Origin of the sequence: Prevotella aff. ruminicola Tc2-24 (assembly GCF_900110895.1) — a bacterium.
In the GTDB taxonomy this organism is placed as follows: Bacteria; Bacteroidota; Bacteroidia; order Bacteroidales; family Bacteroidaceae; genus Prevotella.
The window spans coordinates 27259-52348 of sequence record NZ_FOIQ01000001.1 but is presented as its reverse complement, the minus strand read 5'-3'; the positions used below and the strand labels follow the sequence as shown (position 1 = coordinate 52348).

21 protein-coding genes and 1 pseudogene are annotated in these 25090 nt (G+C 50.6%); 12 read left to right on the top strand and 10 right to left on the bottom strand.

What is annotated here, in order from left to right; genetic code table 11:
* The first annotated feature begins 5 nt into the window (after positions 1-5).
* The 5 genes from BMY63_RS00215 to mnmE are packed head-to-tail and all read left to right on the top strand — an operon-like array spanning position 6 to position 6609.
* The gene (locus BMY63_RS00215) at positions 6-2384 is read left to right on the top strand and encodes a bifunctional dihydroorotate dehydrogenase B NAD binding subunit/NADPH-dependent glutamate synthase (RefSeq protein ID WP_091913951.1); all 2379 of its coding nucleotides are present in this window, start codon (positions 6-8) and stop codon (positions 2382-2384) included.
* Positions 2371-3135: a PP-loop family protein gene (locus BMY63_RS00210; RefSeq protein ID WP_091913949.1), complete on the top strand. Its 765-nt coding sequence runs from the start codon at positions 2371-2373 to the stop codon at positions 3133-3135. The genes BMY63_RS00215 and BMY63_RS00210 overlap by 14 nt, the downstream gene beginning before the upstream one ends.
* 3 nt (positions 3136-3138) lie before the next feature.
* The gene (locus tag BMY63_RS00205; RefSeq protein WP_091913947.1) at positions 3139-4308 is read left to right on the top strand and encodes a hypothetical protein; all 1170 of its coding nucleotides are present in this window, start codon (positions 3139-3141) and stop codon (positions 4306-4308) included.
* Between the two features lie 14 nt (positions 4309-4322).
* A complete protein-coding gene (locus BMY63_RS00200) occupies positions 4323-5198 on the top strand; it encodes a nucleoside phosphorylase (protein WP_091913945.1) in 876 nt (291 codons plus the stop codon).
* A gap of 40 nt (positions 5199-5238) precedes the next feature.
* Entirely contained in the window at positions 5239-6609 is a 1371-nt protein-coding gene (gene mnmE, locus BMY63_RS00195; RefSeq protein WP_091913943.1) for a tRNA uridine-5-carboxymethylaminomethyl(34) synthesis GTPase MnmE, read from the top strand.
* A gap of 614 nt (positions 6610-7223) precedes the next feature.
* Here the strand turns inward: mnmE and BMY63_RS00190 are convergent.
* The 8 genes and pseudogenes from BMY63_RS00190 to BMY63_RS00165 all read right to left on the bottom strand — a co-directional run bounded on the left by BMY63_RS00190 (position 7224) and on the right by BMY63_RS00165 (position 12637).
* Complete coding sequence (locus BMY63_RS00190) at positions 7224-8048, bottom strand: MerR family transcriptional regulator (RefSeq protein WP_091899181.1); 825 nt, start codon at positions 8046-8048, stop codon at positions 7224-7226.
* Positions 8049-8154: 106 nt separating this feature from the next.
* Positions 8155-8415 (bottom strand): winged helix-turn-helix domain-containing protein, encoded by a 261-nt coding sequence (locus BMY63_RS12420; RefSeq protein WP_255397432.1) that lies wholly within the window; start codon positions 8413-8415, stop codon positions 8155-8157.
* A 24-nt stretch (positions 8416-8439) separates the two neighbouring features.
* A pseudogene (locus BMY63_RS00185) lies at positions 8440-10113 on the bottom strand (Na/Pi cotransporter family protein); the annotation flags it as partial.
* A gap of 110 nt (positions 10114-10223) precedes the next feature.
* On the bottom strand, positions 10224-10601 hold the full coding sequence (locus tag BMY63_RS00180; RefSeq protein WP_091899180.1) for an MmcQ/YjbR family DNA-binding protein: 378 nt from the start codon (positions 10599-10601) through the stop codon (positions 10224-10226).
* A gap of 32 nt (positions 10602-10633) precedes the next feature.
* Positions 10634-11047, bottom strand: a complete 414-nt coding sequence (locus BMY63_RS00175; RefSeq protein ID WP_091913941.1) for a secondary thiamine-phosphate synthase enzyme YjbQ — start codon at positions 11045-11047, stop codon at positions 10634-10636.
* Between the two features lie 68 nt (positions 11048-11115).
* Positions 11116-11589 (bottom strand): GNAT family N-acetyltransferase, encoded by a 474-nt coding sequence (locus BMY63_RS00170; protein WP_091913939.1) that lies wholly within the window; start codon positions 11587-11589, stop codon positions 11116-11118.
* A gap of 28 nt (positions 11590-11617) precedes the next feature.
* Complete coding sequence (locus BMY63_RS12230) at positions 11618-11761, bottom strand: hypothetical protein (RefSeq protein WP_177178339.1); 144 nt, start codon at positions 11759-11761, stop codon at positions 11618-11620.
* 60 nt (positions 11762-11821) lie between these two features.
* Entirely contained in the window at positions 11822-12637 is an 816-nt protein-coding gene (locus BMY63_RS00165) for a helix-turn-helix domain-containing protein (RefSeq protein WP_255397391.1), read from the bottom strand.
* Between the two features lie 149 nt (positions 12638-12786).
* Between BMY63_RS00165 and BMY63_RS00160 the strand changes: the two genes are divergently transcribed.
* The 5 genes from BMY63_RS00160 to BMY63_RS00145 all read left to right on the top strand — a co-directional run bounded on the left by BMY63_RS00160 (position 12787) and on the right by BMY63_RS00145 (position 16630).
* The gene (locus BMY63_RS00160) at positions 12787-13389 is read left to right on the top strand and encodes a flavodoxin (protein WP_091899177.1); all 603 of its coding nucleotides are present in this window, start codon (positions 12787-12789) and stop codon (positions 13387-13389) included.
* Positions 13390-13401: 12 nt separating this feature from the next.
* Complete coding sequence (locus tag BMY63_RS00155; protein ID WP_091899890.1) at positions 13402-14247, top strand: aldo/keto reductase; 846 nt, start codon at positions 13402-13404, stop codon at positions 14245-14247.
* A 64-nt stretch (positions 14248-14311) separates the two neighbouring features.
* Positions 14312-15334: a carboxymuconolactone decarboxylase family protein gene (locus BMY63_RS00150; RefSeq protein WP_091899889.1), complete on the top strand. Its 1023-nt coding sequence runs from the start codon at positions 14312-14314 to the stop codon at positions 15332-15334.
* The gene (locus tag BMY63_RS12145; RefSeq protein WP_143065679.1) at positions 15312-15494 is read left to right on the top strand and encodes a hypothetical protein; all 183 of its coding nucleotides are present in this window, start codon (positions 15312-15314) and stop codon (positions 15492-15494) included. Before BMY63_RS00150 ends, BMY63_RS12145 begins: the two co-directional genes overlap by 23 nt.
* Before the next feature lie 35 nt (positions 15495-15529).
* A complete protein-coding gene (locus BMY63_RS00145) occupies positions 15530-16630 on the top strand; it encodes an alpha/beta hydrolase (RefSeq protein ID WP_091913937.1) in 1101 nt (366 codons plus the stop codon).
* An 89-nt stretch (positions 16631-16719) separates the two neighbouring features.
* Here BMY63_RS00145 and BMY63_RS00140 read toward each other — a convergent pair whose 3' ends face one another.
* Together BMY63_RS00140 and BMY63_RS00135 are read right to left on the bottom strand one after the other, a co-directional pair.
* Positions 16720-17943, bottom strand: coding sequence for a hypothetical protein (locus BMY63_RS00140; protein WP_091899175.1), 1224 nt, complete (start codon positions 17941-17943; stop codon positions 16720-16722).
* 34 nt (positions 17944-17977) lie between these two features.
* Positions 17978-20098, bottom strand: coding sequence for a TonB-dependent receptor (locus BMY63_RS00135; RefSeq protein ID WP_091913935.1), 2121 nt, complete (start codon positions 20096-20098; stop codon positions 17978-17980).
* A 296-nt stretch (positions 20099-20394) separates the two neighbouring features.
* On the opposite strand from BMY63_RS00135, the gene BMY63_RS00130 reads away from it, so the two are divergent.
* Both BMY63_RS00130 and BMY63_RS00125 read left to right on the top strand, forming a co-directional pair.
* Positions 20395-23415 (top strand): FAD-binding and (Fe-S)-binding domain-containing protein, encoded by a 3021-nt coding sequence (locus tag BMY63_RS00130; RefSeq protein WP_091913933.1) that lies wholly within the window; start codon positions 20395-20397, stop codon positions 23413-23415.
* Positions 23416-23441: 26 nt separating this feature from the next.
* Positions 23442-25055, top strand: a complete 1614-nt coding sequence (locus BMY63_RS00125) for an L-lactate permease (RefSeq protein ID WP_091913931.1) — start codon at positions 23442-23444, stop codon at positions 25053-25055.
* Positions 25056-25090: the final 35 nt, after the last annotated feature.

Sequence of the window (25090 nt, the reverse complement as noted above, 5' to 3'; positions counted from 1 at the left end):
CCGATATGAACAAGATTGTAAGAAAAGAACAATTCTCTGAAAACGTTTTTCTTTTCGAGATCGAAGCTCCACTGATTGCGAAGAGCCGTAAAGCAGGTAACTTCGTTATTGTGCGTGTAGGCAAGAAAGGTGAGCGCATGCCGCTGACCATCGCTGCTGCAGACATTGAGAAAGGTACCATCACCTTGGTGGTGCAGAAGGTGGGGCTCTCTAGCCAAAAACTATGTATGCTCAATGTAGGCGACTACGTCACTGACGTGGTTGGTCCTCTGGGTAATCCTACGAAGATCGAGAAATACGGTACAGTCGTATGTGCAGGTGGTGGCCTTGGCGTGGCTCCCATGCTCCCCATCATCCAGGCGTTGAAGGCAGCAGGAAACCGTGTGCTTTCCGTAATGGCCGGCCGTTCAAAAGATCTCATCATACTCGAGGATAAAGTTCGTGAGAGCTCTGATGAAGTCATTATCATGACCGATGACGGCAGCTACGGTGAGAAAGGTGTTGTCACCGTCGGCATGGAGAAGTTCTTCGAACAGGAGCATGTTGACAAGGTGTTCGCTATCGGTCCCCCAATCATGATGAAGTTCTCGAACCTCACGGCACAGAAGCACAATATCCCCTGTGAGGTATCGCTGAACACCATCATGGTAGACGGTACAGGTATGTGCGGTGCCTGCCGACTCACCATCGGTGGCAAAACCAAATTCGTATGTATCGACGGTCCTGAGTTCGACGGAGCATTGGTCGACTGGGACGAGATGTTCAAGCGCATGGGTACCTTCAAGCGCGAGGAACAAGAAGAGCTGGCGCATTTCGAGGAGCATCTGGATACGACCTCCCCGCTCTGCCCCGCAGGAGAAGAAGGACTGTCTCGTTCAGATGCCGCAAAGGCTGTCTCTCCTTCGCAGAAGGCGGATGAGGTGTCTATTGAGGTTCTCACCGACCGTGACGCGGAATGGCGCAAGGAGCTCCGTGCTTCGATGAAGCCCAAGGAGCGCACGCAGATTGAGCGTGTAGTGATGCCTGAGCTCGACCCCGTATACCGTGCCACAACACGCACAGAGGAAGTTAACATCGGACTCACCAAGGAGATGGCCATGACAGAGGCTAAGCGCTGTCTCGACTGCGCTAAGCCCAGTTGTGTAGAGGGCTGTCCCGTGAATATCAATATCCCGTCGTTCATCAAGAACATCGAGCGAGGAGAGTTCCTGGCTGCCGCCAAAGTGCTGAAGAACACCTCAGCCCTCCCCGCTGTCTGTGGTCGTGTCTGTCCGCAGGAGAAGCAGTGTGAGAGCAAGTGTATTCACTTGAAGATGAACGAGCCCGCCGTGGCTATCGGTTATCTGGAGCGCTTCGCTGCCGACTATGAGCGTGAGAGCGGAAATATCTCTCTGCCAGAGATCGCTCCTGCCAACGGCATTAAGATTGCCGTCGTCGGTTCCGGTCCTGCCGGACTGAGTTTCGCCGGTGACATGGTCAAGAAGGGTTACGACGTCTATGTGTTCGAGGCCCTGCACGAGATCGGCGGTGTGCTGAAATATGGTATCCCCGAGTTCCGTCTGCCCAACAAGATTGTGGATGTGGAGATTGAGAACCTCGCTAAGATGGGTGTTCACTTCCAGACCGACGTCATTGTGGGTAAGACCATCAGCGTGGAGCAGTTGGAGGAGCAAGGCTTCAAGGGCATCTTCGTAGGCTCTGGTGCCGGTCTGCCCAACTTCATGAATATCCCCGGTGAGAACAGCATCAACATCATGTCGTCGAACGAGTATCTCACGCGTGTGAACCTGATGGATGCAGCTAATCCTACCACCGACACCCCATTGAACCCCGCCAAGAGCGTGCTCGTTGTGGGTGGTGGTAATACCGCTATGGACTCTTGTCGTACAGCCAAGCGCCTGGGTGCTGACGTCACGCTGGTATACCGCCGTAGTGAGGTAGAGATGCCAGCCCGCCTTGAGGAGGTGAAGCATGCCAAGGAGGAAGGCATCAAGTTCCTGACACTGCATAATCCGATCGAGTATATCGCTGATGAGCAGGGTGCTGTGAAGCAGGCCGTGCTGCAGGTGATGGAGCTGGGTGAGCCTGACGCATCAGGTCGTCGCAGTCCTGTTCCCGTTGAAGGCAAGACCGTTACACTTGATGTCGACCAGGTGATCGTGGCTGTCGGTGTCTCGCCCAACCCACTCGTGCCGAAGAGCATCGAGGGTTTGGAGTTGGGTCGTAAGAACACCATCGTCGTGAATGAAGCCATGCAGTCTTCTCGTACCGAGATCTTCGCCGGAGGTGACATCGTACGTGGTGGTGCCACGGTGATTCTCGCCATGGGCGACGGTCGTCGTGCAGCATTGAACATGGATAAGCATCTTCGTGGAGAGGCTTAATCAGAATAAAGAGAGCCATCGTCTCTGGCATCGTTTGAACGAGCGATTTGTCAAGGCGATGGCTACTTATCATCTAATAGAAGATGATGACCATATACTCGTGGGGCTATCCGGTGGAAAGGACTCGCTCCTGTTGACGGAACTCTTGGCAGAGCGCGCAAAGATCCTGCACCCGCGATTTAAGGTAGAGGCCCTACATGTGAGGATGGAGAACATCCACTATGAGACGGACACGAGCTATCTGCAGCAGTTCTGCGACGATCTGGGTGTAACGCTCCATGTGAGGACGACGAGGTTTGAGGTGGAGGCTACAGAGACTACGGAACGACTCCGCAAACAGAAGCAGCCCTGTTTCCTCTGTTCATGGAACCGCCGTAAGATTATGTTCAATCTCGCACAGGAGATGGGCTGTAACAAGATTGCCTTGGGGCATCATCAAGACGACCTCATCCACACGGCCCTAATGAACCTCACCTACCAAGCCCGTTTCGCCACAATGCCCGTGAGTCTGAAGATGCGAAAGATGCCGCTGACCATCATCCGTCCGTTGTGTCTGATTCCAGAGACCGACATCAAGATATGGGCAGAGATGCAGGGATATCAGAAACAGCAGAAGCTCTGTCCCTACGAGACCAACTCGCATCGCACGGACATCAAACAACTATACGATGCACTCGAGCAGATGAACCCTGAGGTACGTTACAATATCTGGGGAGCTCTCGAGGCCGACAACAAACTTATGGAGGAATAGAAGATGAATCTTAGGAAGGTTGCCATACTCACGCTCGTCGTACTTCTGCCACTCTCATTATGTGCTCAGAAGCGTAAGAAGCGTGTGTTGAAGAAAGAGCCCGTTATCGAGGTACCACAAGAGGATCCCCGCATCACCAACATGCGTGAGATGACCCAACAGATCGTGATCATCGACAGCATCGTCACAGACAAGGAGCATTTTCTGACGGCATTCCGTCTCTCTTCCGAGACAGGTACGCTCACCACTTGCCAGGAATTCTTCGGTAAGTCTATGGAAGGCTATCTCTTCCGTAATGAGATGGGCAACAAAATCTATTTCTCCCTGCCCGACGACAGTCTGCGTCAGCAGCTCTATACAAGCGACAAGTTGGGTAACGAATGGAGTCAGGCTGTGCCCCTTCAGGGTATCAGCGAGGGCATCAGCGAAGCCTCGTTCCCCTTTATGCTGACAGACGGTGTCACCTTCTACTTTGCCGGTAAGGGCGAAGAGAGTATCGGAGGCTACGACATCTTCCTCACACGCTACGACTCTCGTAGTAACCGTTTCCTGAAACCAGAGAACATCGGCATGCCTTTTAATTCCGAGGCCAACGATTATATGTTTGCCATTGACGAGACCAACCGGATTGGTTACTTTGTCAGCGACCGCCGTCAACCCGAGGACAAGGTGTGTGTCTATGTGTTTATCCCTGCTGATAGTCGTAAGACCTACGACTCATCCGTATATACGGAGCAACAGATCAGCGATTTCGCCAACATCACAAGTATCGCCGACACGTGGGGCGATGGTAAGGAGCGAGAGAAGGCACTCGCGCGTATGAGTTCGATGAATGGCAAGTCCAATGTCTCTGTCGACTCACCCCGTCGGCACACAGGTGTCAACCCCGTGTTCGTCGTCAGTGATGCCCTCACCTACTCCGATGCTAGTGATTTCCGTTCTCCCAAGGCCGCCTCGCTCTACAAGCAACTCATCTCTGCCCGTAAGCTACAACAAGATCTCGAGGATAGACTCGGTAAGTCGCGCGACTACTATGCCAAGGCAGATAGCGCAGAACGACAGGCCTTACGCCAAGATATGCTCCGCTCCGAGGAAGAACTGCAACGACTCAACACTCGTGTGAAGACGCTCGAGAAACAGATACGCAACGAAGAAGTAAAAGTTATTAACTAAAACATATCAAGTCTATGAGTAAGAAACATTTTCCAGAATCAGAACTGATCATCAATGCAGACGGCTCATGCTTCCATCTGCATCTGAAGCCAGAGCAGTTGGCCGACAAGATTATCCTTGTGGGCGATCCCGCCCGTGTAGATACAGTAGCAGACCACTTCGACATGAAGGAGTGCGAGGTCAGTAGCCGCGAATTCCATACCATCACAGGTATATATAAAGGCAAGCGCATCACAGTACAGAGTCATGGCATCGGCTGCGATAACATAGATATCGTAGCTAATGAGCTTGACACACTCGCCAATATCGATTATCACACCCGTGAGGAAAAGAGCGAGCACCGCACACTCACGATGGTGCGCATCGGCACTTGTGGCGGTCTTCAGCCTAACACCCCAACCGGTTGCTTTGTGGCCAGCGTGAAGAGTATAGGTTTTGACGGTCTGCTGAACTACTATGCCAATCGTAATAAGGTATGTGACCTGAAGCTCGAAGAGGCTTTCAAACAGCACATGCAGTGGAACCCCATCAAAGGGTCGCCCTATGTGTCTGTTGCCGATGCCCAGCTCATCGACCAGATAGCCAAAGACGACATGGTACGTGGCTACACCATCTCTTGTGGGGGCTTCTATGGACCTCAGGGACGTGTGCTTCGTGCAGACCTCGAAGACCCCAAGCAGAACGAGAAGATCGAGAGTTTCGAATACGATGGCATGAAGATCTGCAATTTCGAGATGGAATCCTCTGCACTGGCAGGAATGGCCTCGTTACTGGGGCACCGTGCCATGACTTGTTGCATGGTCATTGCCAACCGCTATGCCCAAAAGATGAACACGGAATATAAGAACAGTATAGATACCCTCATCCAGAAAGTTCTTGATCGCATATAATCCCGACATTCATCTTTGCTAATACTTGGACTAAGAAGAAATGAATATCAACGAGACGATCTGCGCTCTGGCCACCGCCCCTGGTGGCGCACTAGGTATAATAAGGATCTCAGGCCCTCAGGCGCTTGAGATTCTTTCTCATATCTTCTCCAAAGACCTCTCCGAGGCAGAGGCCAACACCATTCACTACGGCTATATCAAAGACGACACAGAGATCGTCGATGAATGTATGGTGAGCATGTTCCGTGCTCCCCACTCCTATACCGGTGAGGATTGCGTAGAGATATCGTGCCACGGTTCACGCTATATCTTAAATAAGGTTCTTGAACTCCTGATTCAGAATGGATGCCGCATGGCAGAACCAGGCGAATATACTCAGCGAGCTTACCTCAATGGCAAGATGGATCTCTCACAGGCAGAAGCCGTTGCCGACTTGATAGCCTCTTCCAATAAGGCCACACACGACATCGCACTGAACCAACTGCGAGGACACTTCTCATCAGAGCTTGCGAACCTTCGTGGACAACTGCTAAAACTGACCTCCCTCCTCGAACTCGAACTCGACTTCTCAGACCATGAAGACCTGGAATTTGCCGATCGTAGCGAGTTATTGGACATTGCGAATAAAATAGGCAATCGCATCACATCCCTCGCCCATTCATTCGAGACTGGTCAGGTTCTGAAAAGCGGTATTCCCGTAGCCATCGTCGGCAAAACTAATGTTGGGAAATCGACCCTCCTCAACCGTTTACTCCACGACGACCGAGCTATCGTCTCTTCCATACATGGAACCACCCGAGACACGATTGAAGACACGATTGATATCAATGGCGTCACCTTCCGGTTTATCGATACAGCAGGTATTCGTCAGACCACAGATGAGGTAGAACAGATTGGTATCCAGCGCACCTATGCCGCTATCGATAAAGCCCGAATCATACTATGGATTATCGATTCCAACCCTGCCGCAGAAGACATTCACGAAATGCTCGAACGGACGAAAGACAAGTCACTGATTATCATCAGAAACAAGATAGACATCGCGCAGCTCTCGGATGATGCAGCCTCAACGCTTCCAGCCTTGAAAGACATGACCGTCATCAATATCTCTGCCAAACACGGCTCCAACATCAACCTATTAGAAAGCGCCATCTTCAAATCAGCCGACATCCCGGAACTCACAGAGCAGGATATCATCGTGACCTCAGCCCGACAGTACCATTCACTTACCAAGGCCCACGACAACCTCTCACGGGTACTCTCAGGCCTTGAGTCAGACCTTAGCGGAGACCTCATCTCTGAAGATCTGCGACTTGTCTTAGACGACCTTGCCGACATCACCGGCCAAGGCCGCATTGTCACAGACGAAGTCCTCGGAAATATCTTTAAAAACTTCTGCGTGGGAAAGTGATATATATATATATAATGGTTGAAAAACTCTCTCCAATATATAGCAAAACTATAGAATACCCCAATTATTATAGAATTTTATCTCCAAATTCGCATTTTTGTGAATTCTGACAGAATAAGCATGTAGAATATACCTGAAAAGGTTGTATTGTTATAACCTTTTTATCATCACATTTGTAAACAAAAGAAATATGAAGAGTAAACAATATCCGTACGAAGTCAACACCGTTAGGAAAAGACAGGAAGTAGACAAGTAGACAAAAGACAAAAACATTTTGTCTTTTGTCTACTTGTCTATTTGTCTACCGATGCCCATGACATCAAGGAGGATATTGACAGAATAAATTTACAAAATCTGGACTTCTGAAGACAAGGCTACAGAAGGTTTCCTGCAACGTCATACTTTGCTCGGAGGAAAACGAGGGTTTCGTCGGAGGAAAGTCGGACTTTCCCCGAAGGAAACCCCGAGGGCGCTGAAACGCCCTAAAAACGGGGTTCTCAGGATTGTTCGAACACTAGGTAAATTTTGTTTACTTCCGCAGATGCCTTACATCGCCATGCTAATGGCGTTTATATTCAAAGAAATAGAAGTCTGTCCACACATAATCACCTATCTTATTCTATTGGAATCTGAATGACTGATAGCCATTTTTCTGGGTTCTCTTGATTCCAGGCGCCATCAATATAACAGGTGCGGTGCTGGCCGACAGGTTTATAACCCTGTTCCTCGATATAACGGAAGGCCTCGGTAAACGATTCGTAAAAGCGCTCATACGGACCAACATGTTTCATACAAAGGGCTTTTGGCACAGCAGGCAGACGTTTAAACTGGATGATAGGACTATCCTCGCCCATCTCCATCACCTGTTCACAATACTCGATATCGACATCTGTCGGTTTGTACTCCTTATCGTGTTCAACGGTAAAGCAGTAACCTGGCAGTGGACATTTGCAACCCATACGCTGCATCTCTGGAGCAATCTTTTTGACATACATAGGACCTATGGCAGCATAGTTGGGTAGAACTTCACGATGACTTACCACGATAATCTCTGGTAGTGACTGAATACTGAATTTTTCCATTGTCTTCATTTTTTTGCGAGCATTTCTCCATTCAAGCAGTCGGTTACGACGGGCTATCAGTTTCTGCAGTTGAACCTCCGTTTCCTTTATCTTCTCAGTCAGCTGGCGGATACTGGGCGTATGCGAATATGAATCACATAAGTCTTTGATCTCATCCAACGAGAAACCAAGTCGTTGCAGATCGCGGATGGTCTGCAACTTCTGCATCTGTTCTATACTGTAATAACGGTAGCCCGTCCACTCATCTACCTCGTCAGGCACAAGTAGTCCTTTCTGCTCATAATGACGTAAGGTCTTTACTGTGACCTGCATCAACTGTGAGAACTCTCCGATTTTTAATTTCGTTTTATAACTCATTCGCGCGATAATTTGCTAAGCGATTACAAAGTTATAACCTTCCCTTAGGGACGAGTCAAGAGAAACAAAGAATTTAACATTAATTTAACACATCAGTATACCACCTCTACTCCTCAAACAAATATCCGAAACCTGTACGGCTGATGATGTTCTGAGCATATGGTCCTAGTTTTTTGCGCAAGCGAGTGATATTGACATTGATGGTATGGTCTGTCACGATGACACCTGCCCAGACCGTATCCATCAGTTGCCTGCGCGAGAGTACATTTCCGCGATTGGTCAGAAGCAGTTGGAGCAGATCAAACTCGGTGCGGGTCAGATTGACGGGATTGCCATCAACAGTCACCGCTTTTTTGTCGAGATTCATGCACAGGCCGTTATAGCTGAGCAGGCGCTTACCCAGACGGGCTTCAACGATATTCATGACATAGTCGCCGATTTTCTCGCAGTCGGATACGATATCATTATAGAACGTACCAAGTGCATAGGAATACTGATGCGAGTTAACCCCCATCACCGTCTCGCTCCTGAGTTGGTTGCGAAGCTCATTGATGTCGTCCTCGATGGAAAGAGAGTCTGCCAAAGAGAGGTCATTACGCCGTCCGCTCACCACGACAATCATCTGCACGATCGCCTCGTTCACCAGTCGTAGCAAATCGTGCATCCTGTCATATTGACCAGCAGTAAAGTCCTCCTTGTCTTCGCGTAGATGGCGCACAGTGCGGGCAATCTTATAACAGGCATCACCGATAGATTCCAGTTCACCAATCTGGCGAAGCATGATACGTGTCTTTTCTTTTGAATCGTCCGATAGATGCTCATTGCCCACCTGTTCCAGATATTTTGCGATCTCAATCTCCATGTTGTCAGCTATGGTCTCATAGCGTTCGATACGCGCATACTGACTCTCTATCTCTTTCTTATCCGTCTCGTCTATCAGAGCGCACGCCATCCCAAACATACTGTGCATACGTTCAGAGAAATGAACGATTTCCTTCTGCGCCTGAAGTATGGCAATCTCAGGAGTCTGCATCACACCGCCACTGATGAAGTGCAGCGTGGTAGGCTGTTTCTCCGCCACTGCCATGTCAGGAAGGATCCTACAGACAAGGCGTTCCATCTGGGGAATCAACCCGATGAGCAACATCGTGTTCAGCACATTAAAGCAAGTGTGAAACATGGCGAGCACGACAGGTATCCGCTCGGCCTGTCCAGACATAGAGGGAGTATAGCCGACGAGTCTGCACACCATATCGACAAAGGGATAGAATACTGCCAATACCCACACGACGCCAAACACGTTGAACAACAGATGGGCCAGTGCCGCCCGTCGTGCCTCTGTACCAGCACCAAGGGCTGCAAGATTGGCTGTGGCTGTCGTGCCGATGTTCTCGCCCATCACCAGGGCAACACCCATATAGATGGGCAACACCCCCGTAGAGCATAAGAGGATGGTGATAGCCATCACTGCTGCCGATGACTGTACCACACAGGTGATAACAGTGCCGGCCGCCAGAAAAGCAAGGATCGTGAGATAGCTGCCTGTGTCGAATGAGGCGAAGAAGTTAACGACATCGTCATTATGGGCCAGATCCATATCGCGCCCCACACTACTCAGCATAACCAGCGACCAGAAAAGGAAAGCCAGTCCGAAAAGAAAATCACCCGCTACTCGGTGGTGTTTCTTATAAATGAGTACCATGCCGATGAAGAAAGCAGGAAACACAACTGCGGTCAGGTCAAGATTATATCCCAACGACATGATCCATGCCGTGAGTGTCGTGCCGATGTTGGCACCCATGATGACTGATATGGCCTGCGCCAACGTGAGCAGTCCTGCTGAGACAAACGAGACCGTCATGACCGTTGTGGCCGACGACGACTGCACGGCACAAGTCACCATCGTTCCTGTCAGCATGCCACTCAGCCGATTGCCTGTCATACGGGCTAATATGTGTCTTAAACTTGGTCCCGCCATTTTCTGCAAGGCGTCGCTCATCGTCTTCATACCATAGATGAGCAGGGCCAGCGAACCAAGCAATCTGAAAAACAACCCCATCGTCATATCCTTGCTTATTTTTCTGCAAAGATACAAAAAACAAAGTCATACACACCAAAAATGGTGGTTACAATTCGGTTACGACTTGCATTTTATAAGATTTGTTAAGCAATCATTCAAGTTGGACACTCGTATTTCTGTCGAACAGCTTTGGGGAGTTTAGATGCGACCAGGTGATACGACTCTTTTATCCATGCTTTCACAAGCGTGTCCTCCACTTGTTCATAATAGACATCGCTCCAATGCTTCTTATTCCAATGCCAGGCTGGTGTCACAGCCGGACATTGTTCTCTTAGTTCCTCATTCCTGGCTGGCAACAACTTCAATGCCAGTCTTGGGGCAGAGTCTTTCATATCATCATTCTCACTGCCTAAGGAAAGACAGAGAAAGATCTTGCCCTCCAGGCGGAAGGTGATAATATCATCGCCAAACGGTTGGTCTTCTGTTACACCGTAAAGCGACAACGCGTATTCCCGTACTTGTTCTATATTCATAACTCAAATAATCATTCATAACAAAAAAAATGCTATTCTCCGATGATGGTCACAACCAATCGTCTTGAACCGCCGTAATTCCGATACTCACAAAAATATATGCCTTGCCAGGTGCCGAGGTTCAGACGACCATCGGTGATGGGAATGGTGATGCTGACACCGCTCAACGTTGACTTGGCGTGGGCAGGCATGTCATCGGCACCTTCCAATGTGTGTTCATATTCCGGTCTGTTCTCCGGAACCAGACGGTTGAAGATGGTTTCCATATCCACACGCACATCTGGATCGCAGTTCTCATTGATACTTAGTCCACAACTGGTATGTTTCGTGAAGATGTTCATGATGCCCGTCTTCGGTAACTTTGGCAACTGGCTCATAATCTCACTCGTCACCAAGTGGAAGCCTCTATGCTTCGGCTTCAGGGTTATTTCAATCTGCTGTACCATATACTTATATTCCTGTCTGGTTCTCTCATTTCATTGATCTTACCTACGTATCACCTCATGTGGCGGAACTATGACGTCTGGTCGATCATCATCTCCATAGTGGTCTTCTGCACCCGCATCCCCATGTTCCTGTAAAAAGCACAGGCCGGCTCGTTCCCCTCCCAGACGTTGAGCGTGATATGGTGACAGCCGATTGATTTGGCATAGTCACGTACATACTCATAGAGTGCCTTCCCAACATGTTTGCCACGGGCTTTCTCATCGACACAGATATCATCGATATACAATGTCTTGACATCCTCCAGCAGATGATGGCCCTTCACCTCTGTCAACACACAAAAGGCGTGCCCCAGCACCTCCCCGTCGTCATACACGAACACGGGCTTACTGTCGTCACCGAAGAGTGCTTCCAGTTCCTGCTCATTATACTTCGTCGTATTGGGCTTAAACAGGTCAGGGCGTATCCGATGATGCACCATATCCACCTGATGCAACAAGTCGATGATGCGTCCGATATCGTTTTTATTTGCTTTTCTGATCATATATCCCTTTCTTTTCAAATCACATGGGTTAAAGGTCGTTGATATAGGCTTTGGTAGTCATATCGTAATACAACGCCTCCAACTCCGATAAAGTCAGTTTCTCAACAGCGTGCTCGATGATGCGGATCAACTCATCGCGCCGATAGTCATCCGACTGGGTAAATCTATTCATGTAAGCCATCATTCATTAATTGTTTGTTAATATGCTGATTCCACTGATACGAGCCACCCATCACTTCGGCTGAAGGCTCTGTCTGTACTCACTAGGCGACTGCCCCAGGTGTTTCGAGCAATAGCGACTGAAGTAAGAGAGCGACGAGAAATTCATGCTGTCGGCAATCTGGGTGAGCGACAGCCGTTCATTATTCAAATAGTCTTTTAGGATGGGTATGGTGTGACGATCGATATACGAGGTGACGCTACGGCCCGTCACACGCTTGATCGTGGCCGACAGGTATTTGGGCGACACGTTCAGTCGCTCGGCATAGTAGCTCACATCACGCTCCGTGCGACTGATGCCCGTGGCAAGCAGAGCCATCAGCTGTTTCACGATATAGGTCGTACGGTCGGTATGCGTGTCAGAGGCATCGCGTTGGGCATGTGCCTCGAAGATGTCGTACATCATCGTCAGACAGAGACTTCCCATCAGTTCACGATAGAACTGCAGGTGACGGTCTTCCATGCGGTCGCGCAAACGGTGGAAGTCCTGCAACAGATGCTGTGCCTGCTCGTCGGTAAGTCTGATAACAGGGTCCTGACTCAACGAGATACTTCCACCGATACTATAGTTGTTCGACGGCAAAAGATTCTGCAGCAATCTATTATCAGCTGCGAACCATTCCACTTTCATGCCAGTATGCGCAGCCAGGTTCCTCACCCTCCCAGGTGTTGGTGTCACCACCAGATCATTCTTCGTAATGTGGTAGCAGCGCTCATTGAACACAAAGCTTCCCTCCCCTGCCGTACAGAGCAGATGCATACAGGTATGACTCAACTCTGGGGCATTCATCCCAAAGAAATCTGTGGAATAGTGAAAGTCCATCTTCATATTGCATGATTTAACAATGCAAAAGTACATTATATTTTAAACAAAAACGAACGATTTATGCAAAAAGTGAAAATCGTGACGTATTTTGTGAAACATAAGTATAGAGCAATTATCGTAACTTTGCCATCGGAATCAAGCTACAAACAACAATGAACATCAAGAGTATCATCACGGCTACCATAGCACTGTTTGTATCAACGGCATGCAGTGGCGGCACAAAACAGGAGAAAGTTATGGAAAAAGGTAAGAGTATTGTGGTGTTTTTCTCACATGCAGGAGACAACTATGCAGTAGGAAACATCGAGGTGGGCAACACGAAGATTGTGGCCGATTACATCACGGAACTGACGGGTGCAGAGCAGTTCGAAATTGTAACCCACAAGTATGACGGCATGGCTTATACCCCGCTCATCAAACTGGCACAGGAAGAAGCCAAGAATGGCGAAATGCCCGAGTATGAAGGAGATGTGGACTTAACTCCCTACGACACCGTGTTCATCGGCGGTCCCGTATGGTGGGGCACCTATCCGCAGGTGATGTTTACCTTCTTCAAGAAGCATGCGAACCACCTCAAGGGCAAGACCATTATTCCCTTTACCACCCATGAGGGTAGCGGACTGGCCAATTGCGTAGAGGACGTAAAAGAAGCCTTCCCTGATGCTTACGTTCAGAAGGGCTTTAGTATCTACGGTCACGAGGTGCGCACAGAACGGGCGAAAGTAGAAAAATGGATTAAAGGACTTGGATACTAAGAACAGAAAATGATGGAGTACATTAAACTATATAACGGCGTTCAGATGCCGACTTTGGGCTACGGTGTGTTTCTGGTAAGCCCTGACGAGTGTGAGCGTTGCGTGACGGATGCTTTGAGCGTAGGCTATCGCCTGATAGATACGGCACAGGCCTACCAGAACGAAGAAGGTGTGGGCAATGCCTGGCGCAAGAGTGGACTGAAGCGCGAGGATCTGTTCTTGGTGACGAAGGTATGGATATCCAATGCCGGTGAAGAGAAAGCAGCCAAAAGCATCGATGAAAGCCTGCGCAAGTTGCAGACGGAATATATCGATCTGCTGCTCATCCATCAGGCCTATGGCGACGTGTTCGGCACATGGCGGGCAATGGAGAAGGCCTATCGTGCTGGTAAGGTTCGCGCCATCGGCGTAAGCAACTTCCAGGCTGGCCGCTTCTTCGACTTTGCCCACTATGTGGAGGTGAAGCCGATGGTGAACCAGTTGGAGTGCAATACCCTCTCTCAGCAAACAGGAATAGAGCCTGTTCATGGCGAATTTGGCACTAAGATGATGGCCTGGTACCCGCTCGGTGGACAAGGCACGGACGGCATCGTGAAGAGTGAATTGCTGGCTACTATCGGTGCCAAGTACAATAAGACAGCTGCTCAGGTAGCTCTTCGTTGGCTTACCCAGCGCGGCATCGTGGCCATTCCCAAGTCGAGTCATAAGGAGCGCATGGCGCAGAACATCGACATCTTCGACTTCTCGCTGAGTGATGACGATATGGCTCAGATTGCCGCTATGAACCAGCACGACGCAGGTACCAGAAATTTCGGTGACCCACAGTTCGTGAAATATCTCATCCAAAATTACGGATAACTCTATGAAACAAATTCTTCTAATATTGGCATCCATGTTTGCCACAACAGCATCTTCACAGGATATGACACTATCAATAAAACAACAGGCACTCGTAACTATAGCAGCCAACGAAGCCAAGGGAGACATCAAGGGACTTAAAGCAGCCTTGAACGACGGACTTGAACAGGGACTGACCGTGAACGAGTCCAAAGAGGCTCTGTCTCAGCTCTATGCCTACACAGGTTTTCCGCGTTCACTGAACGCACTAGGCGCCTTGCAACAGGTCATCAAAGAACGCACAGAGGCAGGACTGCGAATAGATGAAGGCCGCGAGGCCGACCCACAACCGAAAGACTACAATGCACTGAAGCAGGGTACTGAAGTGCAGACCAGGCTCTGCGGAGGGCAACCTTTTACTTACACCTTTGCCCCACAGACCGACTACTATCTGAAGGCGCACCTTTTTGGTGATATCTTCGCTCGCAACAACCTGACGTTTGCCGATCGTGAGATCATTACGATTGCGGCCATCTCTGCCCTACCTGGCTGCGAACCACAACTGCAAGCCCATGTGTCAGGAGCCAGAAACATGGGAGTCAGCGATGAGGTACTCATGGAGATGCCAGCATTGCTCGAAACAAAAATAGGAACAGCCGAAGCTGAACGGCTTCGTTGTGCACTAGCTACAGTCTTCGGACAGGACCATAGTCCTGTGCAGACCGTTGATTTCTCGGTCTGGCCCAAGGGTGAGCCCAACACAGCATACGCCCAGTTCTTTGTCGGCAACAGCTATCTGGCCCAGATGGAGGATGGTATGACCAATGTCACTTTCGAGCCCCGCTGCCGCAACAACTGGCACATCCACCACAAGCAGGTGCAGGTATTGATTTGCGTTGCAGGTCGCGGTTGGTATCAGGAATGGGGCAAGAAGCCGCAAGAGCTGACTCCCGGCACCATCATCGCCATCCCTGCCGAGGTGAAACACTGGCACGGAGCGCAGAAAGATTCGTGGTTCCAGCATCTGACGTATCATAAAGATGTACAGAATGGAGCAAGCAACGAGTGGTGTGAACCTGTGACAGATGAAGTGTATAACTCGCTATAGTAATATCTGCATCACACAGTCGTTGACAGCAGATGCCACAAGCATCAGCAACACCAAAAGCACAACCACAGAACATGGTGCTTACTATTCGCAGAATGGACAGAGAACGGAACATCCGTCGAAGGGGATATATATTATGAATGGTAAAAAAACATTATGAAAAAAATATTATTAGCAGCAACGCTGGTGGGAGGTATGCTCACAGCTTGCACAAACAAAGAACGAACTAAAACGGAAGAAAATATGACGACACTGAATTTGACACAGGAGTGGGACAAGGTATTCCCGCTGAGTGAGAAAGTGAACCACCGCAAGGTGACGTTTCAGACACAATACGGTCTGACACTGGCGGCCGACCTCTATACGCCAAAGGATGCTGAAGGCAAACTGGCAGCCATTGCGGTCTCTGGTCCCTTTGGAGCCGTGAAAGAGCAGTCGAGCGGACTCTATGCCATGAAGATGGCGGAGCGTGGTTTTGTAACACTGGCCTTCGACCCTTCCTATACAGGAGAAAGTAGCGGTGAACCGCGTCGTACGGCTTCGCCCGACATCAATACGGAAGACTTCATGGCTGCCGTCGATTTCTTGTCTAAGCAGGATAATGTGGATGCCGAGAAGATTGGCATCATCGGCATCTGCGGTTGGGGCGGAATCGCCCTGAATGCTGCCGCTGCCGACACGCGCATCAAGGCTACCGTAGCCTCAACGATGTATGATATGACGCGCGTCAGTGGCAACGACTATAACGATGCTTTCGACAATGAACAATGGCGTCATAGGAACCGTGAGAATCTGTCCAAGCAGCGTCTCGCCGACCCCAGCGCGATGGCTGGCGGTGTGCTGGATAGCGTGCCCCCACAGGCTCCCAACTTCGTCCACGACTACTACGATTATTACAAGACTCCACGTGGCTATCATGCCCGTTCAGGCAACTCGAACGACGGGTGGCGCGTCATCGGCACACAGGCCTATGCCAATAATCGTTTCCTCTATTATATCAACGAGATCCGCTCTGCTGTTCTCGTGATGCATGGTGCTAACGCCCACTCGCGTTACTTTGGCGAGGCAGCCTATCACTATATGGTAGATGGCAAGGCCGATGGCTACAAGTTTGTTGGTGAACCCAATCCCAACCCTGAGAACAAGCAGCTGCTCATCATCCCCGATGCCACTCATTGTGATCTCTACGATGGCGGCTACGAAGAGAAACAAGCTCGACCGAAGGTCAAGGGACAGCCCAAAAACATGATTCCTTGGGACACTTTAGCCGACTTTTTTACAGAGCATCTCAAATGATACTTTCTACCATATGGCGACCATCAAAAGAGAAGAAATGTCCCCTGGAGGCAGATGCCTTCAGGGGACAACACTTATAAAATCACCACTTACTCGAAACTGTAGAAGAATGAGGGGAAGCCTTCGACAGTAGCAACCTTGGTCTCTACCTCACCCGTGTTGATGTCGACGGTCGAGAAACCATTATATGCGTCGTTGGCTGAGCCGAATACCATCTTATTACCATGACGTCCCATAGCCACACCGTGACCGTTGGAGCGTGGCAGTCCGTCGATGACCTTTATGGTCTTCTGGTAGAGATCGACCAAGAGCGCCACTCCGATACGAGCCGTGAAGGTGTTGGTATTGGTGGGGTCAAGCGCTGGCGCGAAGCCGTAGGCGTACATCTTTCCGTTGCCGGCATAGCGGCACATCATCAGCACATTCACATAGTCGCAACTCAGGCCGCTGACTTTCTCGGTGGAGAATTTGATACTATAGGTCTCGTCAAATTCGGTCTGGCCCTTCTTAATGCGGGCGATACCGGAATTGAGGCCTGGGATATAGCCGAACGAGCCTGTACAGTTGATATAGAGGTCGCCCTGCTCGTCCTCGAAGATGGAGTGGTTATCGATAGGACGTGTGGGACCGCAGAGCCCCAGTGAGGTGTTACGTATCTTCTTGATGAACTGGTCGTCGGCCACGTTGTAGAGGGCCATCTCGAGGGCGTTCTCGCTAGGCATCCACTGCGAGTTGTACTGCTCGAGGGCGACGTAGAGGATGCCATCGCGGATATATAGGGCACCAGGATAGGCCGAGACACCCTCATTGTGCAGGCTGGAGACATCAATACGCCCTGTTTCGGTCATCGTCTCGGGGTTGAACACGATGATCAGATCAAGGCTCTGACAGCAGATATAGGCCTTCTCCTGACTGGCCTCAACAACGATGGCCGCACTGGAGTTGGCCGGGAGCATCATAGAACCCTTGAGTTCCAACTGGTTGTCGGCATTGAGCACATAGCGGCGCAGTTTCAGTTCCGTACCTCCCATATAGTCAGGGAACACGTAGATATTGCCGCTCTTGCAGACACAGGGATACGAGCCGAAACCCAGTGGGATAGCGTTGGCATTAGAGTAGCTGACACCTCCATCGAGCTGGCCTACGGCCTGCAGATAGCCGCTGCCGCTATCGCCTGAGGGGTTGGTAACGGTGGTGGAGAACAGGATCTTACCTGCTGCGGTGTTGTCGTCCTTGCGGTTGACATCGTCATCGTCGCAGGCGGTCATGGTGAGTGCCAACGCTGCGACCCAAATCAAATGCTTGAAGTTCATGTTTCTATAGATTTATTAATGTGATAAAAACTGGTTATTTCAGAATGTATTTCACCTTGAAGGCGACATTACGACCAGGCAGAGGGCGGTTCAGGTCGGAATAGACCACACGGTCGGTGAGGTTCTTCACCTTGAACGTCAGTGTCCAGCGGTTATTCTGGAAACTATGCTCGATGCCGGCATCGAAGGTGAGCGAAGTGGGGATCTTACGGTCCTGGTAGCGACTCATCTCGAAGTCGTAGAAATATTTGTGGATATACGACGCATCGACCAACAGGCGGCTGTTCTGTGCGCGGCCACCAAAGAGGTTCTCCTTGTGTAGTTCGAAACCTGCGTTTGCCAAGAAGTAAGGGATGTTAGGCATGCGTTTGTTGTAGGTGGGGTTGGCAGCCGTCGAACCAACCTCGAACTTACGTTTGTCGCGCAGGTTCTGATAGGTGGCATTGATGTAGAAATACAGGAAAGGGGTGGCGTCGCCCTTCACCTCACCATCGACGCCGTTGGTCACCACCTTGCCGAAGTTAGCATAGCGCGCCATCGAGGGTATCATATCAGCCTGATAGCGGATCATATTATCGAGCTGATTCCAGAAATAGTTAGCCTCGACCTCGATAAAACCGTAGTCACTGGGACGGTGGTAGATGAATCCGGCATTGATATCTTTGCAACGCTCGGGCTCGAGATTGGTGGCGGGCAGTATGGAGTAGCCGTTGCCTGTGAGTTCCTCAGCCGTGGGGATGCGCACCTCGGAACTGAGCGACACCTTTGCCATGAGCTCTTTGGTGAGCTTATAGCGCAGAGCCTCACTGGCACCCCAGTAGTTACGATGCAGACTGATGCTGGTGGGATTGTTGATAAAGGTATATTCCAGCACACGGGTGCGGGAGGAGTAGCTGAAGTTCTTCAGTGTGGTTGCACTCATAAAGCGACCGCCAAAGAGCGTCAGATCGTAGGAAAGACCCACCGTGAAACTGCTCATATGACTGGGGAAGTTGGTCTGATAGCCGAAGCTCTTGTCCATCAGCTCGTTCTTGGGGTTCTGACGCGTGTGGGTAGCATACAGGTTGATATTGAAAGCATGGTGCTCGTTCAACAGGTAGTTCAGGTTCAGCTTACTTGCCAAGTCGTGGGTATGGTTCTTTGAGTCGGAGGCATAAGAGCCCTGTTCACCGCCATAGGGCGAGACGGCAGGATAACGGTGACCGTCCCAGTCATAACGGTACATAGCATCGTCTTTCAGTCCGTTCTCGCCGTAGCTGTAGCAGCCGTCGAAATCGAAGTCGAGACCGTCGAACAGGAAGTTGTCGCGCTTCAGCGTGAGAGCGGTGATACCCGACATGCCGTGGTTGTAGGCCTCGCGGATATCGCTGTCAATGCCCTGTATCTCGGCTTTCGTACCAGTGAACACAAGTTCGAGTTTCGCCTCGTCAAAATACCACTTAGTAGCTTTCAGCGACGCACCCATCATCATCTTCTGAAACGTGTCATGGTCACGCCTCACCTTACGGTTGCCAAGGTTCAGAAGTTCCATCTTGTAGTTATTGTCGGAATAGGTTAGACAACCGCCAATGCCAAACTGCAGGCCCGTGTCTTCGTTGGACCGCTTAAACGTGAAGTTGAGTTTGTGGGTGTTGAATGAGGCGATCTCGTAGCTGGCGTCGAGATAGAAAGGCGGATACTCTTTGGTCACGACATTGACCACACCGCCCAGGGCAGAACCGCCGAAACGATATGGCACAATACCTTTATATATCTCGATGCGCTCGATCATATCTGTGGGAACGTCGTTGAGCGTCATGTAGTCGCTCAGCTGACCAATGGCCGCCTCATCGATATAGACCCCCATGCGCTTGCCTTCGAGACCACGGACGGAGATGCGCGAGGCACTGCCCACACCACCTGTATTCCTCACGGTGATGCCTGCCGTACGGGCCAGTGCATCGTTAAGACTGGTAGTTGTTCCCTCGAGTTGGCGCACCCCAAGCACGGTCACTGGCATGGCTGCCTCGCGCATCTTGCGTACCGTGTTATGTGACACCACCGTGACACCCTGCAGTTCTCTGTTGAAAACGATGCTTGTGTCAGAATCGGCACTCTCCTGCGCTGATACGGTCATGACCGTCGTCAGTACGAACATCATCATTTGAATCCTCATTTCTTACAATCTTTTTACCTTAATAGTTTTTTGAGGTGCAAAGGTACGAGGTTTATTTTTTTCTTACAATACCTAAAAATATGTATTCGGAAAACGGCTCTCTACTATGGGATACTATCAATTAGGGACAGGCCCCACCCTGAGCAGATGAAGGGGCAGAGATTATTTTTTGTAGGAATTACTTTGATGGTATCGGATTATTTCTTATATTTGCAACATCGCTGACCTAGAACAGGCCTATTGACACCTATATAATAAATAAGTCGTATGTTGATTTTAGCCAAATCCTTTAGAATATGAATACAGCCTATCAAGCATTCCTTGCAGATATCAGACAGTTTATCTGCAAAGACCGCATCTATACAGATGAGTTGCGCACCTTGGGATGGGGAACGGATGCCAGTTTCTACCGTCAGATTCCGCAGATCGTCATCCGAAGCGACGGTGAGGAGGAGTTGTCGAGAATCGTGAAGACCTGTCGTAAGCACAGGCTGCCTTTCACTTTCCGCGCGGCAGGCACCTCACTCTCAGGACAGAGCTGCTCTGACTCGATACTCATCGTGGCAGGCAAGCACTGGGAGAAATACGAGATCGGAGAGAATCAGAATACCATCCAACTGCAACCTGGTATCGTGGGGGCACGCGTCAATGAGATCCTGAAGCCTTACGGACGAGTGTTCCCGCCCGACCCTGCCTCCATCGGCTCGGCCATGGTGGGCGGCATCGTGGTGAATAATGCCTCGGGTATGAACTGCGGCGTTCATGCCAACAGCGACCGTATGATGGTGTCGGCACGTCTTATCTTGACTGACGGCACAATCCTTGACACAGGCGATGAACAGAGCAAGGAGGCGTTCCGTAAGAGTCACCCCGACTTTCTCAGACGGATTGAGGAACTGCGCGACAAGGTGCGCGCTGACGACGAACTGGCATCGCGCATCCGTCAGAAATACAGTATCAAAAACGTGACAGGTCTGAACCTGCGACCGCTGATCGCCTATGATGACCCCTTCGACATCATTGCCCACGCCATGGTGGGCTCAGAAGGTACGCTGGCCTTCCTCGCCGAGGTAACGATGAAAACGCTACGTGACTACCCCTACAAGGCCTCGGCAATGGTATACTTCCTCACGATGAAGGAGAGTTGTGAGGCTGTGGTGGCCATGAAACAGCTCAAGGCAGGCGATGAGGATCTGGCGATGAGTGCAGAGAACCTGATGGTGAAAAGTGCCGAGATGCTCGACTATATGTCTCTGAGTGCTGTCGACGATCCCGTGTTCCTACAGTACAAAGAGGATGTGGATGCAGGCAGGATCGAGGGGGTGGAACCTGGCGACTACCACAATCTGACAGCTATCCTGACCGAGACCAAGGGTATCACCCATGAGCAACTGTTGGAAAAGATTGAGAAGATCAAGGCATGCTTGGAACAGTTCAGGCTCTATACGCCCTTAGAGTTTACTGAAGACCCGCAGATCTACGGTAAATACTGGGCCATACGCTCGGGCATCTTCCCCTCTGTAGGTGGCACAAGACCAGTAGGTACATCATGCCTTATCGAGGATGTGGCCTTCCCCATAGAGAGTCTGCCAGAGGCAACGGTCAAGTTGCAGAAGCTCATTGCCGACCATGGTTACGGCGATGCTTGTATCTATGGTCATGCCTTCGAGGGCAATTACCACTTCATCCTTAACCAGAGTTTCAAGAGCGAGAGTGAGGTGAACCGCTATGCAGAGATGATGCGCGACGTGGCCAAACTTGTTGTCGAAGATTACGACGGCTCATTGAAGGCCGAACATGGCACAGGCCGTAATATGGCGCCATTCGTGAAGTATGAGTGGGGCAACAAGGCCTATGATGTCATGAAGGAGCTGAAGCAAATCTTCGACCCGGAAGGACTGCTGAACCCTGGCGTTATCTTCAACGACGATCCGGATTGCTTCATCAAATGTCTGAAGCCGTTACCGGTGCTTGATTTCGATTTCGACAAGGTACCCGACGGTGGCCATTACCTGATGGATCCCAGTCTCTCCACATCTAAGGAGACCATCGAACAGGTGAAACGGGCCAACAAGTGTATCGAGTGCGGCTTCTGCGAGGTCAACTGTATGTCGTGCGGCTTGACCCTTTCCTCCAGAATGCGTATCGCCGTACAGCGTGAGATATGCGAGTTGGAAGCCACGGGTGCCGATCCCCAGCGTGCCGCCACCCTACGTAAACAATATAAATACTATGGTGACCAGACCTGTGCAACCGACGGTCTCTGCTCGACCTCGTGTCCGATGAAGATCAACACAGGCGAGCTGACCCACCTGATTCGTCAGATGGACATGAACAACAATCCTACCGGCTATAAGATCGGTGAGTTTGCAGCCAACCACATGGCTGGCATCAAGCAGGGACTGCGTGTTGTGCTTGACGTGGCCCACCTCGGTCACATCACCCTCGGACCGACATTGATGACAAACGTGTGCCGTACGATGAACAAGATGGGACTGCCGCTCTGGACAACGGCCATGCCTAAGAAGAAACGTCAACCGAAGCCGTCGGACCTCACGCAGTTTATCATCGAAAAGGGAATCCCACAAAAAGAAGAGGAACACTCACCGCTGAAGGTCGTCTATTTCCCCAGCTGTATCAACCAGACGATGGGTACATCGAAAGAGAGCAAAGACAAACGTACACTGGTTGATGAGGTGATCCATCTGCTTGCCAAGGCTGGCTATGAGACCATCTTCCCAGAGGGCATGGAGCGTATGTGCTGTGGCCAGATATGGGAGAGCAAAGGTATGCTTGATATTGCCGACCGCAAGAGTGCCGAGCTCGAGGAAGCCCTATGGAAAGCATCCGAACACGGCAAATACCCTGTACTCTGTGCCCAGAGCCCGTGCCTGCACCGCATGCGTAAGGTGATGAAAAAGATGAAACTATACGAACCTGCTGAGTTTATCATGACGTACCTCGTAGAACGTCTCGACTTCCACCCTATCAATCGTCATATCGCCCTTCATCTCACCTGCTCTACCCGTGAGATGGGAGTCGACAAGGACATGATAGCCCTTGCCAGACTCTGCTGTAACAATGTCTATCTGCCCGAAGGCGTTGGCTGCTGTGGCTTTGCTGGCGACCGCGGTTTCACCTTCCCAGAACTGAACAAGTATGGCTTACGCAAGTTACGTCCGCAGATAGAAGCGAACGCCATCGAGGTGGGCTACAGCAACAGCCGTACCTGTGAAATCGGCCTCGAGACCAATACAGGCATCCCATACATGAGCATCATCTATCTGGTCAACGAATGTACTACCCCCAAGAAATAGAATTATTCACAAAACCTATATTAACTATGGCAGCAATCATATCTGTTATCCCTATCCTACTACTCTTTGTGCTCATGATGGGTCTGAAGGTGTCAGGATGGAAGAGTGCACTCGTTACCCTCGTTGTAACCATCTTATTGGCATTGTTTGTCGCTCCCTCGATAGGCATCGTGCCCGCGAAATATGCGGGAGCGTCCATCTACGGTATTGCCTTCTGGTCGGTGATCGAGGGCTTTCTCAAAGCCTGTTTCCCCATCATTCTGATTGTCATATGTGCCATCTTCAGCTACAGTATCCTGTGCGAGACGAAGGAGATCGAGACCATCAAGGCACAGTTCATACAACTGACAAGTGACAAAGGACTGCTGGTGCTCCTGCTGACATGGGGCTTCGGTGGCGTGCTCGAAGGTATGGCAGGCTTTGGAACGGCTGTGGCCATCCCTGCAGCCATCCTCATCGGACTGGGTTTCAAACCGATGTTCTCGGCCGTTATCTGTCTAGTCGCCAATACCGTGGCCGTGGGCTTCGGTGCCGTCGGTCTACCGGCAACGACACTGGCCAATGAGGTAGCGGGCGAATTGACGGGTGGTATGGCGAGCCATGAGATGCTCTGCTCTATCTCCACCTATATCATTATCCAGCTCTCACTGATGTTCTATATCACCCCCTTCCTCATCCTGATGATGACCGACAGGACCAAGCTCTTGAAGAACGTGACACTGGCATTCTTCGTCGGCACGTTCTCCATCCTCATCCAGTTCCTATGCGCCCTGTTCCTCGGTCCGGAGACGCCTGCCATCCTTGGAAGTGTCGGCAGTATCATCGCCATGCTGATATACAACAAACTATTTATCCGTCACCACGCAGAGAATGACGTGATGTACGTCGAGAAGAAGAAGTTCGGTTTCGCTAAGACCTTCCGCGCCTGGAGCGTCTATGGGTTCATCATCTTCTTCATTCTCATCTCCAGCAAGATCTGTCCGGACATCAACGCACTCTTGAAGTCTACGCTTGTCACGAAGTTCCAGATGCCCGTCATCGGCAACACGTTTTCTTTCAGCTGGCTCTCGAATGCCGGACTGATGGTGTTCCTCGGTGCCATCATTGGCGGTCTCATCCAGGGAATGAGCATCGGACGACTGATGAAACTGCTCGGCAAAACGGCTTATAACCTACAGAAGACGGCGCTGACCATCTGCTGTCTCGTAGCCCTCGCCTCACTGATGAACAACACTGGCATGACGCTGGCCATCGCCACGGGACTCGTCGCCATCACAGGCGTCGCCTACCCGTTCTTCGCACCGCTTATCGGTAGCATCGGCACGTTCGTCACCGGTTCGGCCACATCGGCTAATATTCTCTTCGGTAAACTGCAGGCAGCTGCCGCCGGACAACTCGGTCTGGTGAACGATGCCAACTTCTTTGGTGTTTCCGGCAACGAGACCAACTGGATAGCTGCAGCCAACTGCGCCGGTTCGGAGGGCGGAAAACTGATCTCGCCACAGAGTATCGCCATTGCGACTGCCGCCTGCGATATGGAGGGACAAGATGGTGATATCATGCGCAAGACCTTACCTTTCGCCATCTTCTGGATACTAATGAATGGGCTGATGGTCTTCCTCGGACTGCACGTTATATAGCTGCTGTCCTTTGGACATGGCTAAAAAGAAAGGAA